Here is a 16,006-nt window from a genome sequence, read left to right as displayed (position 1 = left end):
CGCCGGGCGGCGAGCGGCGGTTTACGCCTGCTTTCCCGGTTCCTCGATGCCGTGGCGCTGGACCAGCGGCAGTTGCAGCAGCATGAAGACGAAGGTGAGCGGCATGGTCCCGAACACCTTGAACGAGATCCAGAACTCCGTGGAGAAGGAGCGCCAGATCACCTCGTTCAGCACCGCCAGGAACAGGAAGAACAGGCCGAAGCGCAGGCTCAGTTGCTTCCAGCCCCTCTCGTCCAGCTTGAAGACGCTGTCGAAGACGTAGCCCAGCAGCGACTTGCCGAAGGCGAGCCCGATCAGCAGCGTGGCCCCGAACAGGGTGTTCACGATGGTGGGCTTCATCTTGATGAAGACGTCGTCGTGGAACATCAGCGTCAGCGATCCGAAGATCACCACGACGACCGCCGTCACGACCGGCATGACGGCGAGGCGACGCATCAGGAACCATGATGCGGCGAGCGCCAGGATCGTGGCGACCATGAAGACCGCCGTTCCCGTGAAGATGCCGAACCTGGAATTAGTGATGAAGAAGACCAGCAGGGGCCCGAGTTCGAGCGCCAGCTTGAGATAGGGATGCTGCGTCCGTCCCTCGTGGTCGGGGGCCGGTTCGAAGATGCTCATTTATCCAGTCCTGCGATCGCCCGCGCGAAATCGCGCGCCGCGAAAGGTTCGAGATCGTCGACGCCTTCGCCGACGCCGATGAAATGCACGGGTAGTCCGCTCTTCTCCGCGATGGCGACGAGAATGCCGCCGCGCGCCGTGCCATCCAGCTTGGTCATGATGAGGCCGGTGACGCCGGCCTGCTCACGGAAGATCTCCACCTGCGACAGCGCGTTCTGCCCGGTCGTGGCGTCGAGCGTCAACAGCACCGCATGGGGTGCGCTCGGATCATGCTTCTTGATGACGCGGATGATCTTCGTGAGCTCGGCCATCAGTTCGATGCGGTTCTGCAGCCGGCCGGCCGTGTCGATCAGCAGGATGTGCGAACCCTGCCGCTTGGCTTCCGTCAGCGCGTCGAAGGCGAGCCCCGCGGCATCTGCCCCTCCCTCACGGGAAATGACAGGCGTGCCGGTGCGCTCGCCCCAGACCTTGAGCTGCTCGATGGCGGCCGCGCGGAACGTGTCGCCCGCCGCCATCATCACCTTGAAGCCCGATGCGCGGAACTTGGCGGCCAGCTTGCCGATCGTCGTGGTCTTGCCCGTGCCGTTCACGCCGACCATGAGCACGACATAGGGCAGGTGGTTGCGGTCGATGCGGAAGGGCTGGGCGACGGGGCCCAACACCTTTTCCACCTCGCGCGCCATCACGGTGCGAACGTCGTCGGCGCTGACCGCCCGGTTGAAGCGCTCGCGCGACAACTCCTCCGCCACCCGCGCGGAGGTTTCCACGCCGAGATCGGCCTGGATCAGGATGTCTTCCAGATCCTGCAGCGTCTGATCGTCCAGCAGGCGGCCGGTGAAGCTGCCCGCGATGTTATTCGACAGCGCGTTGGAGGATCGGGAGAGCCCGGACGTCAGACGGCGAAGCCAGCCACCACGGGCCTGTTCCGTCGTCGCCGGAGTGGAATCGCCGTTCCAGTCCGTCCAGCGCGGTTCCTGCTCCGGCTGGGAGGAAGGCTCGGAGCCCAACTGTGGGCCCGACTGGGGCCCCGACTGGGGGCCCGACTGGGGGGAAGGCTGGGGGGAAGGCTGGGGGATCGGCTCCCGAACCGGCTCCGGTGCCAGTCTCGGGGTCAGATCCGGGGCCTGCTTCGTGAGAAGAACGGCCGGAGGGGTCTCCTCCGGCCCGCGCGTTCGATCCAGCGGCTCGATGCCGCCGCTATCGTCATCGCCGGCGGCGCTGGCCCCCGCTTCCTCGTCGGCCGACGTTCCGGCCGCCGCCACGCCGTGCTCGTCCGGCTCGTGCATGTCGGTGTTGTGGACCGGAATGTCCGTCTTGATCGCCCGGGCTTCGTCCTGCATCGGCGCGTCGGAGGTCGGGCGCTTGTAGACATCCGCCTTGTCGCTGCCGCCGCCGAAGAGACGGCCGAAAAATCCCTTCTTCTCTTCTGCCATTATGCTGCCTCCTGGAGCGCTTCACCGACGAGTTCCGTCGCGTTCGCACCCACGATTCGCACGGGCACAAGGGACCCATGCTTGTTTGCGCCAAGCCGAACGGGCGCGAAATGTTCCGTTCGGCCGAATTCAGGGCCTTCCACCAGCACGTTCCGCAGCCTGCCCACCTCGGAGCTCAGTCGGCGGGCAAGCGCCTCGTCGCCGGCGGCGCGCAGGCGCGCGGCTCGCTCGCGGGCGATCGCGCCGTTGACCTGTGGCATGCGCGCGGCCGGGGTGCCGGGACGGGGAGAGAAGGGAAAGACGTGGAGATAGGTGATGCCGCAGTCCTCAACGATTCGGAGCGAATTGGCGAACATCGCCTCGCTCTCTGTCGGGAAGCCGGCGATCAGGTCTGCGCCGAAGACCACGTCGGGCCTGAGCCGCCGCACCTCATCGCAAAAGCCGATCGCGTCGGCTCGGAGATGCCGGCGCTTCATGCGCTTCAGGATCATGTCGTCGCCCGATTGCAGCGAAAGGTGGAAATGCGGCATCAACCGCTCTTCCTCGCCGATGGCGCGCAGGAGGTCCGGGTCGGCCTCGACGGAATCGATGGAGGAAAGCCGCAACCGTTCCAGTTCCGGCACGTGCTTCAGGATCGCGCGCACGAGCGTACCGAGGCGCGGCCGCCCGGGCAGGTCGTCGCCATAGGAGGTGATGTCGACGCCCGTCACCACCACCTCGCGGTAGCCGTTGGCGGAAAGACGCTTCACCTGGTCCACGACCGCACCCATCGGCACGGAGCGCGAATTGCCGCGACCGAAGGGGATGATGCAGAAGGTGCAGCGATGGTCGCAGCCGTTCTGCACCTGCACGAAGGCGCGGGCGCGCGTGCCCAGACCTTCGACCATGTGCAGGGCCTGCTCGCGCACGCTCATGATGTCGTTGACGAGGAGTTCCGGCGCGGCGCCGATGCCGAAGTCAGGCACGCCGTTATAGCCGCCGACGGTCAGCTTCTCCTCGTTGCCGAGGACGCGCGTGACGCCCTCGATCCCGGCGAAGCTTTCCGGGTCGGTCTGCGCGGCGCAGCCGGTGACGATGATCGGACGCCCCGGCTGGTCGCGGTGGGCGCGCCGGATCGTCTGGCGGGCCTGCCGCACGGCCTCGCCGGTGACGGCGCAGGTGTTGACGAGAATGGCGTCAGACAGCCCGGCGGCTTCCGCCTTCTCCTTCATCACCTCCGATTCATAGGAGTTGAGCCGGCAGCCGAAGGTGACAACGTCGATCGCCATCCAGGCGCTCAGGCCGCCTGCGCTTCGCGGGTGAAGCGGCCGGTTTCCGGGTTGAGAAACCCGGTGAATTCCTGCTCCACGGGGCCAGTCATCCAGATGTGGTCGCGCTCGTCCCAGGCCATATCCAGAATGCCGCCGGGCTGGGTGATCGTCGCCTTGCGGCCGGTGCGGCGGGTGCGGGCGGCACAGACCATGGTGGCGCAGGCGGCGGTGCCGCAAGCCCGCGTGATGCCGACGCCGCGCTCCCAGGTCCGCATCGTGATGGCGTCGTCAGCCGTCACATGGGCGAGCGAGATATTGGCCCGCTCGGGGAAGATCGGGTGGTTTTCCAGGAGCGGGCCGAAGCGCTCCAGATCATGCGCCCAGATATCGTCCACCCAGAAGATCGCGTGGGGATTGCCCACATTCACCACGGAGGGCGAATGGAGCACGGGCGCGTCGATGGGGCCGACCTGCAATTCGATGGCGCGCGTATCGGCGAAGGCTTCGGCCAGCGGAATGTCGCGCCAGTCTAACTTCGGTTCGCCCATGTCGACCGAGATGGTGAAGGTGTCTTCGCCCTGTCGCGCGCCGAGGAGCCCCGCGCGCGTCTCGATCAGCGCGGTCCGCTCGCCGCTTTCCTGCATGACGAGCCAGCCGACGCAGCGCGTGGCGTTGCCGCAGGCCGCGACCTCGCCGCCATCGGCATTGTCGATGCGCATGAACACGTCCGCGCCGGAGCGGGTGGATTCAAGGGTGATGAACTGATCGAAGCCGATGCCGTTCGCGCGGTCGGCGAGGCGGGCGATGATCTCCGGCGCCGGACGCACGGGCGCCTGTCGCGCATCCACCACGGCAAAGTCGTTGCCGAGGCCGTTCATCTTGCGAAAGGGGATCATGCCGGTCATCGCCGTATTCCGTGCTGCAGCCTCGGTGAAGGATATGGACCTTCGCCGCGACCGTTTCCAGAAGGGCTATGCCGTCTCCGGGGCCCGGCGTCCAGCCTTCAGGCGGCGGAACTGTCGGTCCGCTCGGGGGTGGCCACCGTCAGCGGAACGGCAAAGACGCAGGTGATGCCCTCGGGGTCGAAGGCGATGGAGGCCTTGCCGCCGAGTTGGCCGGCGATGCCGCTCTCGATCAGCCGGGAGCCGAATCCCTTCCGGGCCGGCTCCGCCACCGGCGGCCCGCCGCGCTCGCGCCATGTGACATCCACCCAGGATTCGCCCTTCAGGCCGAGGCGGGGCTGCCACTCCACCGTCACCATTCCGTCGGCCAGCGAGAGGGCGCCATATTTGGAGGCATTCACCGCAAGCTCGTGGATCGCCATGCCGACGGTGAAGGTGGAATTGGGAGGCAACCGCACGCGCGGACCCGTCAGGCGCACGCGGTCGGAGCCATAGGGCTTCAGCTCCTGCTCCAGGAGCTCTCGGAAATCGGCGCTCTCCCAATGGCCGCGGGTCAACGTGTCGTGGGTGTTGGAGAGAGCGATGATCCGGGCCTGGAAAGCGCGCCTGAATGTTTCGGGGGCGGGAGCGGTGCGCACGGTCTGCACGGCGACGGACTGAACGATCGCGAGGGTGTTCTTCACGCGATGGTTCAGTTCGGCAACGAGAAGTTCGCGCTGCTGCTCGGTGCGCTTGCGCTCGGTGACATCGTGGCCCTGAACGAAGATCCCGGAGATGGAGCCGTCATCCTCCACGATGGGCTGATAGACGAAATCGAGATAGCGCAGCTCCGGCGGCATGCCTGCGGTCCGGGCCAGTTCCAGCGGCAGGGCGTCGGCAAGGAACGCCTCGCCGGTCCGATAGACCCGGTCGAGAAGGTCGATAATTCCCTGGGACGCCACTTCCGGCAGCGCCTTGCGGACCGTTTTGCCGAGCAGATCCCTGTGTCCGACCGCTTCGAGATAGGCGTTGTTCAGCAGTTCGTAGACGTGGTCCGGCCCCCGCAGGACGCACATGAAGCCGGGCGCCTGCTGGAAGAGGTGCATCAGCCGCCGTCGCTCGCCGTCCAGCGTCTTGTTGGTTTCCTGCACATGGCGGGCGCGTTCCAACACGCCTTCCTCGATCTGTTCGGGCGCCAGACTGATCCCCGCGTCGTCTGCGGCCTGGCGGAGGCGCTGCAGGTCCGTCACGTCGACAGTGTGCTGAAGGATGAAGACGACTTCGCCGCGCTCGTCGAGCAGGGGCGTATGCGTGGCGCTCCAGAAACGCTCCTCCCATGCCTCGCCATCCGGTCCGGAGACGGGAATGTCGTATTTGATCAGGGCCAGCGTGTCGCGCGCGCGGGTCGTCCTGACGCGTTCCAGTGAGGCTTTCAGCATCTCCAGGCTGGCACCCGAGCTCGGAAAGGCCTCGAATATGCTTTGCCCGGCAAGCTCCGGCAGGGGGCGTTCCACCGTCGTCAGGTAGGCCTCGTTGGCGTCGACGATGTGGAAGTCAGGGTCTAGAAGAACGTATGCGTTGGGAGAGGCATCGAAAAGCGCCTGGAAATCCGGCTGCAGATCGTTCAACGGCTCATTCTCCTGTCGATACGCACGGTTACACGCCGTCCCTGTGGCCGACCCCGTGGCGGCTTCCATGTCGCCGCTGCGGGTACCTGTTGTGAATTGGGCACAACGACGGCAGGGTCAAGACTCATGTTTAAGCAAGTTGAGCATATTTTCGCGATGCAAATATCCGGGCACAAAGGATCTGGAAGGAACGGACGGAGGCCGATGACCCGGCCTGTTCTTGACAGCGACTTGATTTACCGGTAGGCGAACCCGAAATTCCGAAACGGTCTTCATCGACCAGCCGACCGGGCCCCGCGAAGGTATAAAGAGCGCCCGGAGGTCAACTCCCGCCAGCGATGTTCGCCCGCGGGAGCGATAACGCATTGAGGTTTGCTTGTTCGAGTCCCTTTCCGACCGCCTTGGCGGCATATTCGACAAGATCACCGGCCGCGGCGCGCTTTCGGAAGCCGACGTCAACGACGCCATGCGCGAGATCCGCCGCGCGCTGCTGGAAGCCGACGTGGCGCTGGACGTTGTTCGCTCCTTTACCGACAAGGTGCGTAACCGCGCCGTCGGTGCGGAGGTCATCCGGGCCGTCAAGCCGGGCCAGATGGTCGTCAAGATCGTCCACGACCAGCTCGTGGAGATGCTGGGCGAGGAGACGGTTCCCGTCAGCCTGCAGGCGGCAGCGCCCGTTCCGCTGATGATGGTGGGCCTGCAGGGCTCCGGCAAGACGACGACGACCGCCAAGCTCGCCAAGCGGCTGACGGAGCGGCAGAAGAAGAAAGTGCTGATGGCCTCGCTGGATACGCGAAGGCCCGCGGCGCAGGAGCAGCTTCGCATCCTCGGCGAGCAGGTGGGCGTCGCCACGCTGCCGATCGTGGCGGGGCAGGGGCCGGTCGAGATCGCCAATCGCGCGATGACCGCCGCGCGCCTCGGCGGCTACGACGTCGTCATGCTCGACACCGCCGGCCGAACGCATATCGACGAACCGCTGATGATCGAGATGCAGGAGATCAAGGCGGCCACCCGTCCGCACGAGATCCTGCTGGTGGCCGATTCTCTCACCGGCCAGGACGCGGTCAACGTCGCCCGCTCCTTCGACGAGCGTGTCGGCGTTTCCGGTATCGTGCTGACCCGCGTCGACGGCGACGGTCGTGGCGGCGCGGCGCTTTCCATGCGCACCGTCACCGGCAAGCCGATCAAGCTGATCGGTACCGGCGAGAAGATGGATGCGCTGGAGGATTTCCACCCCGGCCGTATCGCCGACCGCATCCTCGGCATGGGCGACATCGTCTCGCTCGTCGAGCGCGCGGCCGAGAACATCGATGCCGAGCAGGCCAAGGCCGCCGCAGCCAAGCTGAAGAAGGGCGAGTTCGACCTCGAAGACCTCGCCGGCCAGCTGAAGCAGATGCAGAAGATCGGCGGCATGTCCGGCATTCTCGGCATGATGCCCGGCATCGGCAAGGTGAAGAAGCAGCTCGACGCGGCCGGCATCGACGACCGCATCGTCAAGCGCCAGCTCGCCATCATCTCCTCCATGACGCGGGAGGAGCGGCGCAAGCCCGCTCTGATGAACGCGAGCCGCAAGAAGCGCGTGGCTTCCGGCTGCGGCCTCGACGTTCAGGATGTGAACAAGCTTCTGAAGATGCACCGGCAGATGTCGGACATGATGAAGAAGATCGGCAAGACCAAGGGCGGCCTCGCCGGCCTCTTCGGCGGTGGCGGCATGCCGCAGCCCGATCCCGCGATGCTTGAGGAAATGGCCAAGGGCGGCGGCCTCGGCAACATGGGCGGCGGGCTTCCCGGCGGGCTCGGTGGCCTCGGCGGTCTTGGCGGCGGTGGCCTGCCTCCGGGCCTGCCCAGGGGGCTTGGCGGCCTCGGCGGTGGTTTCCCCGGAATGCCCGGTTTCGGCAAGGGGCCGAAGAAGAAATAGCGGCCTCGCCGCTTGGATGAGACGGCGGCCTCGCCGCTTGGAATTGAGTGTTTGCGCCGGAGCATCCGGCCGAAATGATCAAGGAAGGAAGACTGAAATGGCAGTGAAGATCCGGCTCGCGCGTGGCGGTGCCAAGAAGCGTCCGTTCTACCGCATCGTGATCGCCGACGAGCGCGCTCCGCGTGACGGCCGCTTCATCGAGAAGATCGGCACGTTCAACCCGCTGCTGGCCGACGACAACGAGCAGCGCGTGACGCTCGACGTCGAGCGCGCCAAGCATTGGCTCGCCCACGGCGCCCAGCCGACCGACCGCGTCCTGCGCTTCCTGGATGCCGCCGGCGTGCTCACCCGTTCGACCCGTTCCAACCCGAACAAGGCCGAGCCGGGCACCAAGGCCAAGGAACGCGCCGAGGCTCGCCGCCAGCACGAGGAAGCCGCCAACGCTCCGGCCGAAGCCGAGTAAGCTTGGCCGCTTCGAGAGCGTCGGGCTTGGCTGACGAAGCCGACAAGATCCTCCTCGCCCAGATCGGCGCGCCGCATGGCGTGCGGGGCGAGGTCCGGGTCAAGAGCTTCACCGCCGATCCGCTCGCACTTCGCGACTACAAGCCGCTCGTCTCAAGGGACGGGCGGCTTTTCGTCGTGGAGCGCCTGCGCCCGGCAAAGGACGTACTGGTCGTGAAGTTCCGCGGCCTGGACGACCGCAACGCGGCCGAGGCGCTGAACGGCACCCGGATTTTCGTGTCCCGCGAGGCCTTGCCGGAGCCGGACGAGGACGAGTTCTACCATGCCGACCTGATCGGCCTGGCCGCCATGCTGGAAAGCGGCGAGCCGTTCGGGACGATCGTCGCCTTCCACGATCACGGCGCCGGTGAAATGGTGGAAGTGGCGCCGCCGCAGGGACAGACGCTGCTGGTGCCCTTCACGCAAGCGGCCGTGCCGGTGATCGACATCGCCGCCGGTCGTGTCGTCGTCGTGCCGCCGCCGGAGATTTCCGAGCGCGACGAGGATAGCGAGGGTGGGGAAGGGAAACCTGCCGACGAGGCCGAATCGTGAGCTGGAGCGCGACCGTCCTCACGCTTTATCCGGAGATGTTCCCGGGGCCCCTCGGGCAAAGCCTTTCCGGCAAGGCGCTGGAGCGGGGCACCTGGTCGTTTGAGGCGCGGAATATCCGTGACCACGGCATCGGCGTTCACCGGGCGGTGGACGACACGCCCGCCGGCGGCGGCGCCGGCATGGTGCTGCGCGCCGACGTGCTGGCGGCGGCGATCGACGCGGCGACGGTGTCGGACGACGAGCGTCCCCGCCTGCTGATGAGCCCGCGCGGGCGGCCGCTGAAGCAGGCGGATGTCCGGGCGCTGGCGGAAGGACCGGGCGCGATGATCGTCTGCGGTCGCTTCGAGGGCGTGGACGAGCGGGTGATCGAGGGCAGGGGCCTCCGCGAAGTCTCGATCGGCGACTACATCCTGTCTGGTGGCGAACTCGCGGCCATGGTGCTGATGGATGCCTGCGTGCGGCTCCTGCCCGGCGTCATGGGCAAGTTCGAATCGGGCGAGGACGAAAGCTTCGAGGGCGGGCTCCTGGAATATCCGCATTATACCCGGCCGGCGGAATGGGAGGGGCGGCCGATTCCCGCCACGCTCGGTTCCGGTCACCATGCGAAGATCGCCGCCTGGCGGCGGAGCGAGGCGGAACGGCTTACGCGCGATCGCCGTCCAGATCTTCTCGGGGGGCCCGATCTTCTCACGGGGGCCGATCTTCTCACGGGAGCGGAGTCGAAACGTCCCGGCGGGAAGTGATGCCAAGTCTTCATTTTTTCAGCCGCGACCATCGACAAAACACCGGATGAAGAGTATATGCCCACCAACTTCCGACCATCTGTCGATTGAGTTAGGCCGCGCCTCGGCCCGAAGCCAAGCGGGCGCGAATGTCACGAGGTATTGAGAAATGAACCTGATCCAAGAGATCGAGCAGGCCGAGATGGCCGGCATCGCCGCCAAGCGCGAGATTCCGGAATTCGAAGCCGGCGACACGGTTCGCGTCCACGTTCGCGTCACGGAAGGCGCCCGTACGCGTCTGCAGGCCTATGAAGGTGTCGTGATCGCCCGCAAGGGTGGCGGCATCCAGGAGAGCTTCACCGTCCGCAAGATTTCGTATGGCGAAGGCGTTGAGCGCGTGTTCCCGATGTATTCGCCGGCCGTCGAGAAGGTCGAAGTGGTGCGTCGCGGCAAGGTGCGTCGCGCCAAGCTTTATTATCTGCGTGGCCTGACCGGCAAGTCCGCCCGTATCGTCGAGAAGACCAGCGTCCGCGCCCGTCGCCTCAACGACGCGGCCCGTGCCGCCACGAAGGCGCAGAACGCGGCTGCCCCGGCTCCTGCTGCTGCCGAGTAGTCGGCAGCCTCAGGCTTGAATGCGAAGGGCGGCCCGGCCGCCCTTTTTCATGTCCGTGATTCGGTGTCCCGACCGTCTGCGGCGTCGATGCAGGCGAGGAAGGCTTCCGCCGCCCGGCTCACCTTCCGCTGCCTGTGATGCAGCACGCGGAAGCTCCGGGACGATAGCGGGAAAGCGACCGGCGCGAGCGATCCGGCCCTGATGCCGGATTCCACCACGATGCCGGAAATGGCACTGGCGCCGAGCCCGGCCTCGACCGCCGCTCGCACCGCCTCATTGGAGGGCAACTCCATCGCGATGCGCAAGGCCTTCAGGTCCACCCCGGCCCGGGCGAGATCCGCCTCGAATTCCGAGCGCGTCCCCGAGCCTTGTTCGCGCAGCACCCAGTCGCTCGCCGCGATGTCCGCCGGCTCCACGCGGCCGCGCCCGGCCCAGGGGTGATCCGGGGCGACGATCAGCACCAGCCGATCCGTCCCGACGGTTGTGCCCGTCAGCGCCGGCTCGTCCACCTGACCTTCCACGAAACCCAGCTGGGTTTCGCCCTCGATCAGCGAGTGGGCGACCTGCGCGGTATTGCCGATCCGCACATGGAGGCTCACCTCGGGATGGCGGCGGCGGAAGGCGGCCAGATGCACCGGCAACCAGTAACTCGCGATGGTCTGGCTGGCGCTGATGGCCAGCGACCCGGTTTTCAGTCCGGCAAGATCCGCCAGCACGGTTTCCGCATCGGCGGCGCGGGCGAGCAGGGCCTTGGCCTCGCCGAGGAACAGGCGGCCCGCCTCGGTAAGCTCGATCCGGCGGCCCACCCGGTCGAAGAGCGAGACGGCATGCCGGTTCTCCAGGGCGGAAATGGCGGCGCTGACGGCGGACTGCGTCAGGTTGAGCGCTTCGGCCGCACGCGTCACGTGCTGCCGCTCGGCGACTGCCACGAAGATCCGGAGTTGCTCGAGGGTCATGTCACGTCATACGATTCCGGTGCGGGGGCGACAAGTCGGCCGGAATGGGGAGCCGGAGAGCGGCGAAGATCGCCGTACGGCGGCGGGATTTTCCGCCGCGCCGGTGCGCCCGTCTGCCGCTGGCGGGCCGCTCTCTTTGATTGTAACCGTTCCAAGCCTCTGCTATATCCCGCGCATGGCAGACCTTCGCAAGGCACATAACGGCGGATACCGAATCCGACCGGCGCTTGCCGCGCATACGACGATGGCGTTTGCGTCCATCGACGACCATGCGCGCCTGCCCGCGCGCTTCTTTGCCAAGCTGAACGCTGCCGACGGCTCGCTCCTTCGTCGCTGACGTCCGGCGCTTTGCGCCATCATTCATCCTCTTCGAACGCGACGATTCCATTCAGGGACTCACCATGAGTGCACCCAAGACTCTGTACGACAAGATCTGGAACGACCATCTGGTTGAACAGCAGCCCGACGGCACGTGCCTGCTCTACATCGACCGCCACCTCGTCCATGAGGTGACGAGCCCTCAGGCCTTCGAGGGCCTGCGGCTGAACGGCCGCAAGGTCCATGCGCCAAGCAAGACGCTGGCCGTGGTCGACCACAATGTGCCGACTACCGATCGTCGCTTCGGCATCGAGGATCCTGAATCCGCGCTGCAGATCGAGACGCTGGCGCAGAACGCGGCCGATTTCGGCGTCGAGTATTATTCCGAGCTCGATCGTCGCCAGGGCATCGTCCACATCGTCGGCCCCGAGCAGGGCTTCACCCTGCCCGGCATGACCATCGTCTGCGGCGACAGCCACACGTCCACGCATGGCGCCTTTGGCGCTCTCGCCCATGGCATCGGCACGTCGGAGGTGGAGCACGTGCTCGCCACGCAGACGCTGATCCAGAAGAAGGCCAAGAACATGCGCGTGAACGTCGACGGCAAGCTGCCGGCCGGCGTGACCGCCAAGGACATCATCCTCGCCATCATCGGCCAGATCGGCACCGCCGGCGGTACGGGCCACGTCATCGAGTTCGCCGGCGAGGCGATCCGTGGCCTGTCCATGGAAGGCCGCATGACGGTCTGCAACATGACGATCGAGGGCGGCGCCCGCGCCGGCATGATCGCGCCCGACGACACGACTTTCGAGTACATCTACGGCCGTCCGCGCGCGCCGCAGGGCAGGGCCTGGGACATGGCGCTGGATTACTGGCGCACGTTGCCGACCGACGAGGGCGCGTTCTTCGACAGCGAGATCCGCCTCGACGCGGCCGACCTGCCGCCGATCGTGACCTGGGGCTCCTCGCCCGAGGACGTGGTTTCCATCAGCGGCGTGGTTCCCGATCCCGACCAGATCCCGGACGAGAACAAGCGCATCTCCAAGTGGCGCGCGCTGAAGTACATGGGCCTGACGCCCGGCACCAGGATGACCGACGTCAAGCTCGACCGGATCTTCATCGGCTCCTGCACCAACGGCCGGATCGAGGATCTGCGCGAAGTCGCCAAGGTGGTCGAGGGCCGCAGCGTCAACGCCAATCTGAGCGCGATGATCGTGCCGGGTTCGGGCGTGGTGAAGGAGCAGGCCGAGGCCGAGGGTCTGGACAAGATCTTCAAGGCCGCCGGCTTCGACTGGCGCGAGCCGGGCTGCTCCATGTGCCTGGCGATGAATGCCGACAAGCTGGCCCCGGAAGAGCGCTGCGCCTCCACCTCGAACCGCAATTTCGAGGGACGCCAGGGCTTCAAGGGCCGCACGCATCTCGTCTCGCCCGCCATGGCGGCGGCCGCGGCGATTGCCGGCCACTTCGTCGACATCCGGGAATGGCGCTAAGCGGAGCCAGCTAGTCGGGCCGGACGGTCAGGCACGAGGGTCGGAATTCGGTGAAGGCCCCGGAAGGGCCTTCACGACGTGGGGTCAGTCGCGCTCGACGAACTTGAAGAAGCGGCTTTCCTTGCCGTCGGCGGTCTTTTCCTGGGCGAGCAAGGCAAGCTTCTTTTCCTCGAAGGTCTCGAAGAAGGCATCCCAGTCGATTTCTTCCAGGCTGTCCTCCTTCGGGCCGAAGTCGAAGCGAAGAACGCCGGCGCCTTCGCCACCCTTCTCCGTGCCCTTGGCGACGGAGGGGCGGCCGCCCCGGTCTTCCGCCCACTTCCTGATCTTCTTGTGGTCGGTGATCTTTTCTGCAGAACTCATGAGAGATCTCCTGAATGCGGTCCCGGCCAGAGAACACACGACAGGGCGCTCCCGTTCCTGAACGGACGGAAGCCGCCGCAGCGACGGACGGGAACGGGCGGACATGAGCGACGAGGCGAATTTCTGGGTGAAGCGGCAGGCGCCGGGGCTCGACGACTTCGAAGCCATGGCGTTGCGCGCCTATGCGGAGCTGCCGCGCGAGTTCCGGGACCTGGCCGGCGAAGTCACGATCACCATCTCCGAATTCCCGGAGGAGGACGTGCTGGACAGCCTGGGGGCGGAGAGCGAGTTCGACCTTCTCGGCCTCTTCCAGGGCGTCGGCCTCGCCCATGCCTCGGCCATCGCGCCCACCGGCGCCATGCCGAACAGCATCTGGCTCTATCGCCGGCCCATCCTGGACTATTGGGCGGAGCACGAGGAGACGCTGGGCGCGATCATCACCCACGTCCTGATCCACGAGATCGGCCACCATTTCGGCCTGTCCGACGACGACATGGAAGACATCGAGGCCGGATCGGATTAGTCCGGCAAACGAATTTCCCAACGAGCACCGAGGGAGACATCAATGGACAAGTTTACCAAGCTGACCGCGGTCGCCGCGCCCATGCCCATCGTCAATATCGACACGGACATGATCATTCCCAAGCAGTACCTGAAGACCATCAAGCGCACCGGTCTCGGCGTCGCCCTGTTTTCGGAGATGCGCTACAACGAGGACGGCACGGAGAACCCCGACTTCGTCCTGAACAAGCCGGCGTACCGCAATGCGGAAATTCTTGTTGCTGGCGATAATTTCGGCTGCGGTTCGTCGCGCGAGCATGCCCCGTGGGCGCTGAAGGATTTCGGCATCAGCTGCATCATCTCCACCAGCTTCGCCGACATCTTCTACAACAACTCCTTCCAGAACGGCCTGCTGCCGATCGTGGTCTCGCCGGAGAACCTGGAGAAGCTGCTGGACGACGCCTCGCGGGGCGCCAACGCCACGATCAGCGTGGACCTGGAAGCCCAGGAGATCCGCGGGCCGGATGGCGGCGTCATCCACTTCGAGATCGATCCCTTCAAGAAGCATTGCATGCTGAACGGGCTCGACGGCATCGGCCTCACCATGCAGAAGCAGGACGAGATCGCTTCCTTCGAAGGCAAGCTCCAGAACGACCGGCCGTGGATCTGAACCGATGAGCGAGCGCCGCCTGATCTCCTCCGGTTCTCCCTTCGAAAAGGAGGCCGGCTATTCCCGCGCCGTCGTGCTCGGCGACTTCTGCTTCGTGGCCGGCACGACCGGCTACGATTATTCCACGATGACCATGCCCGACGCGATCGAGGATCAGGTCCGCAACGCCGTGAACACGGTTGCGAAGAGCCTTGATGAGGGTGGGTTCTCGCTCTCCGATGTCGTGCGCGTGAACTACATCGTGACGCATAACGAGCATGTCGGGCCGGCCTTCAAGGTGCTCGGCACCTTCTTCGGCGACATCCGACCGGCGGCGACCATGATCGTGGCCGAACTCGTGCGCCCCGACATGAAATTCGAGATCGAGGCGACGGCCTACCGGCCGTCCCGCTAATCCCGCCAACCTCGCGGCACATCATCACCTATCGAAGGCACTGAAATGACCACCCACAAGCTGCTTCTCCTGCCCGGCGACGGCATCGGCGTCGAGACCATGGAGGAGGTCAAGGCCATCGTGTCCTTCATGAACGAGGAGGGCCTCGCCTCCTTCGAGACGGAGGAGGGGCTTGTCGGCGGTAGCGCCTACGACGCGCACGGCAAGGCGATTTCCGAAGAGCACATGAAGCTCGCCACCGAGTCCGACGCGGTGCTGTTCGGCGCGGTCGGCGGCCCGAAGTGGGACGGCGTGCCCTACGAGGTGCGCCCCGAGGCGGGCCTGCTGCGCCTGCGCAAGGATCTGGCCCTGTTCGCCAACCTCCGCCCGGCGATCTGCTATCCGGCGCTCGCGGCCGCGTCTTCGCTGAAGCATGAGGTGGTGGAAGGCCTCGATATCCTGATCGTCCGCGAACTGACCGGCGGCGTCTATTTCGGCGAGCCCAAGGAGATCACCGACCTCGGCAACGGCCAGAAGCGCGGCGTCGATACGCAGGTCTACGAGACCTACGAGATCGAGCGCATCGGTCGCGTCGCCTTCGAGCTTGCCCGCACGCGCGGCAACAAGGTGACGTCGATGGAAAAGCGCAACGTCATGAAGTCGGGCGTCCTCTGGAACGAGGTCATGACCCGCGTCGGCCGTGAGGAATATTCCGACGTGAAGCTCGATCACATGCTGGCCGATTCCGGCGGCATGCAGCTCGTCCGCTGGCCCAAGCAGTTCGACGTCATCGTCACCGATAACCTGTTCGGCGATCTCCTCTCCGATATCGCGGCGATGCTGACGGGTTCGCTCGGCATGCTGCCGTCGGCATCCCTCGGCGCGCCGGACGAGCGTTCGGGCAAGCGCAAGGCCATGTACGAGCCCGTGCACGGTTCGGCGCCGGATATCGCCGGCCAGGGCATCGCCAACCCGATCGCCATGATCGCGTCGCTCGCCATGTGCCTGCGCTATTCGTTCGGCATGGTCGAGCTCGCCGACCGGCTGGAGAAGGCGATCTCCGATACGCTGAACGACGGCCTGCGCACCAAGGACATCATGTCGGAGGGCGCGCGCGAGGTCGGCACGCGCGAAATGGGTGCGGCGATCCTGGCCAAGTTCCGGGGCTGATCGCGGGGCCTTCGCCTGTTGAAAAGAGCCGGCGGCAGCGCCATCTCGGGGC

General features: G+C 66.2%; 17 protein-coding genes. 10 read left to right on the top strand and 7 right to left on the bottom strand.

Annotated features, from left to right (window positions below):
• Positions 1 to 21: 21 nt before the first annotated feature.
• The 5 genes from BMY25_RS15730 to BMY25_RS15710 form a co-directional block, all read right to left on the bottom strand.
• A complete protein-coding gene (locus BMY25_RS15730; RefSeq protein WP_092498269.1) occupies positions 22 to 618 on the bottom strand; it encodes a septation protein A in 597 nt (198 codons plus the stop codon).
• Complete coding sequence (gene ftsY, locus BMY25_RS15725) at positions 615 to 2,051, bottom strand: signal recognition particle-docking protein FtsY (protein WP_092498267.1); 1,437 nt, start codon at positions 2,049 to 2,051, stop codon at positions 615 to 617. The genes BMY25_RS15730 and ftsY overlap by 4 nt, the downstream gene beginning before the upstream one ends.
• Positions 2,051 to 3,319, bottom strand: coding sequence for a tRNA (N(6)-L-threonylcarbamoyladenosine(37)-C(2))-methylthiotransferase MtaB (gene mtaB, locus BMY25_RS15720; protein WP_092498265.1), 1,269 nt, complete (start codon positions 3,317 to 3,319; stop codon positions 2,051 to 2,053). Before mtaB ends, ftsY begins: the two co-directional genes overlap by 1 nt.
• An 8-nt stretch (positions 3,320 to 3,327) precedes the next feature.
• Entirely contained in the window at positions 3,328 to 4,206 is an 879-nt protein-coding gene (gene dapF, locus BMY25_RS15715) for a diaminopimelate epimerase (protein WP_238858377.1), read from the bottom strand.
• Between the two features lie 98 nt (positions 4,207 to 4,304).
• A complete protein-coding gene (locus BMY25_RS15710) occupies positions 4,305 to 5,810 on the bottom strand; it encodes a sensor histidine kinase (RefSeq protein WP_238858376.1) in 1,506 nt (501 codons plus the stop codon).
• A gap of 376 nt (positions 5,811 to 6,186) precedes the next feature.
• On the opposite strand from BMY25_RS15710, the gene ffh reads away from it, so the two are divergent.
• The 5 genes from ffh to rplS all read left to right on the top strand — a co-directional run bounded on the left by ffh (position 6,187) and on the right by rplS (position 10,116).
• Entirely contained in the window at positions 6,187 to 7,728 is a 1,542-nt protein-coding gene (ffh, locus tag BMY25_RS15705; RefSeq protein ID WP_092498261.1) for a signal recognition particle protein, read from the top strand.
• Positions 7,729 to 7,825: 97 nt separating this feature from the next.
• Complete coding sequence (rpsP, locus tag BMY25_RS15700; RefSeq protein WP_092498259.1) at positions 7,826 to 8,191, top strand: 30S ribosomal protein S16; 366 nt, start codon at positions 7,826 to 7,828, stop codon at positions 8,189 to 8,191.
• Positions 8,192 to 8,217: 26 nt separating this feature from the next.
• Complete coding sequence (gene rimM, locus BMY25_RS15695; RefSeq protein ID WP_092498257.1) at positions 8,218 to 8,781, top strand: ribosome maturation factor RimM; 564 nt, start codon at positions 8,218 to 8,220, stop codon at positions 8,779 to 8,781.
• Entirely contained in the window at positions 8,778 to 9,524 is a 747-nt protein-coding gene (gene trmD, locus BMY25_RS15690) for a tRNA (guanosine(37)-N1)-methyltransferase TrmD (RefSeq protein WP_255365510.1), read from the top strand. Before rimM ends, trmD begins: the two co-directional genes overlap by 4 nt.
• Before the next feature lie 148 nt (positions 9,525 to 9,672).
• Positions 9,673 to 10,116, top strand: a complete 444-nt coding sequence (rplS, locus tag BMY25_RS15685; protein WP_092498255.1) for a 50S ribosomal protein L19 — start codon at positions 9,673 to 9,675, stop codon at positions 10,114 to 10,116.
• 47 nt (positions 10,117 to 10,163) lie between these two features.
• Here the strand turns inward: rplS and BMY25_RS15680 are convergent, their stop codons facing one another.
• Entirely contained in the window at positions 10,164 to 11,072 is a 909-nt protein-coding gene (locus BMY25_RS15680) for a LysR family transcriptional regulator (RefSeq protein WP_092498253.1), read from the bottom strand.
• 401 nt (positions 11,073 to 11,473) lie between these two features.
• Here BMY25_RS15680 and leuC point away from each other — a divergent pair, with 401 nt between their 5' ends.
• Positions 11,474 to 12,880: a 3-isopropylmalate dehydratase large subunit gene (leuC, locus tag BMY25_RS15675; protein ID WP_092498251.1), complete on the top strand. Its 1,407-nt coding sequence runs from the start codon at positions 11,474 to 11,476 to the stop codon at positions 12,878 to 12,880.
• An 84-nt stretch (positions 12,881 to 12,964) separates the two neighbouring features.
• Here leuC and BMY25_RS15670 read toward each other — a convergent pair whose 3' ends face one another.
• Positions 12,965 to 13,240 (bottom strand): hypothetical protein, encoded by a 276-nt coding sequence (locus BMY25_RS15670; protein ID WP_092498249.1) that lies wholly within the window; start codon positions 13,238 to 13,240, stop codon positions 12,965 to 12,967.
• A gap of 103 nt (positions 13,241 to 13,343) precedes the next feature.
• On the opposite strand from BMY25_RS15670, the gene BMY25_RS15665 reads away from it, so the two are divergent.
• The 4 genes from BMY25_RS15665 to leuB are packed head-to-tail and all read left to right on the top strand — an operon-like array spanning position 13,344 to position 15,954.
• The gene (locus BMY25_RS15665) at positions 13,344 to 13,763 is read left to right on the top strand and encodes a metallopeptidase family protein (protein ID WP_092498247.1); all 420 of its coding nucleotides are present in this window, start codon (positions 13,344 to 13,346) and stop codon (positions 13,761 to 13,763) included.
• Positions 13,764 to 13,805: 42 nt separating this feature from the next.
• Positions 13,806 to 14,411, top strand: a complete 606-nt coding sequence (gene leuD, locus BMY25_RS15660; RefSeq protein ID WP_092498245.1) for a 3-isopropylmalate dehydratase small subunit — start codon at positions 13,806 to 13,808, stop codon at positions 14,409 to 14,411.
• 4 nt (positions 14,412 to 14,415) lie between these two features.
• Positions 14,416 to 14,805, top strand: a complete 390-nt coding sequence (locus tag BMY25_RS15655; protein ID WP_092498243.1) for a RidA family protein — start codon at positions 14,416 to 14,418, stop codon at positions 14,803 to 14,805.
• Positions 14,806 to 14,850: 45 nt separating this feature from the next.
• On the top strand, positions 14,851 to 15,954 hold the full coding sequence (leuB, locus tag BMY25_RS15650; protein ID WP_092498241.1) for a 3-isopropylmalate dehydrogenase: 1,104 nt from the start codon (positions 14,851 to 14,853) through the stop codon (positions 15,952 to 15,954).
• Positions 15,955 to 16,006: the final 52 nt, after the last annotated feature.

The sequence above is a fragment of the Faunimonas pinastri genome, from assembly GCF_900110915.1.
Classification (GTDB): Bacteria; Pseudomonadota; Alphaproteobacteria; order Rhizobiales; family Afifellaceae; genus Faunimonas; species Faunimonas pinastri.
This window is presented reverse-complemented; position numbering and strand designations above follow the sequence as displayed.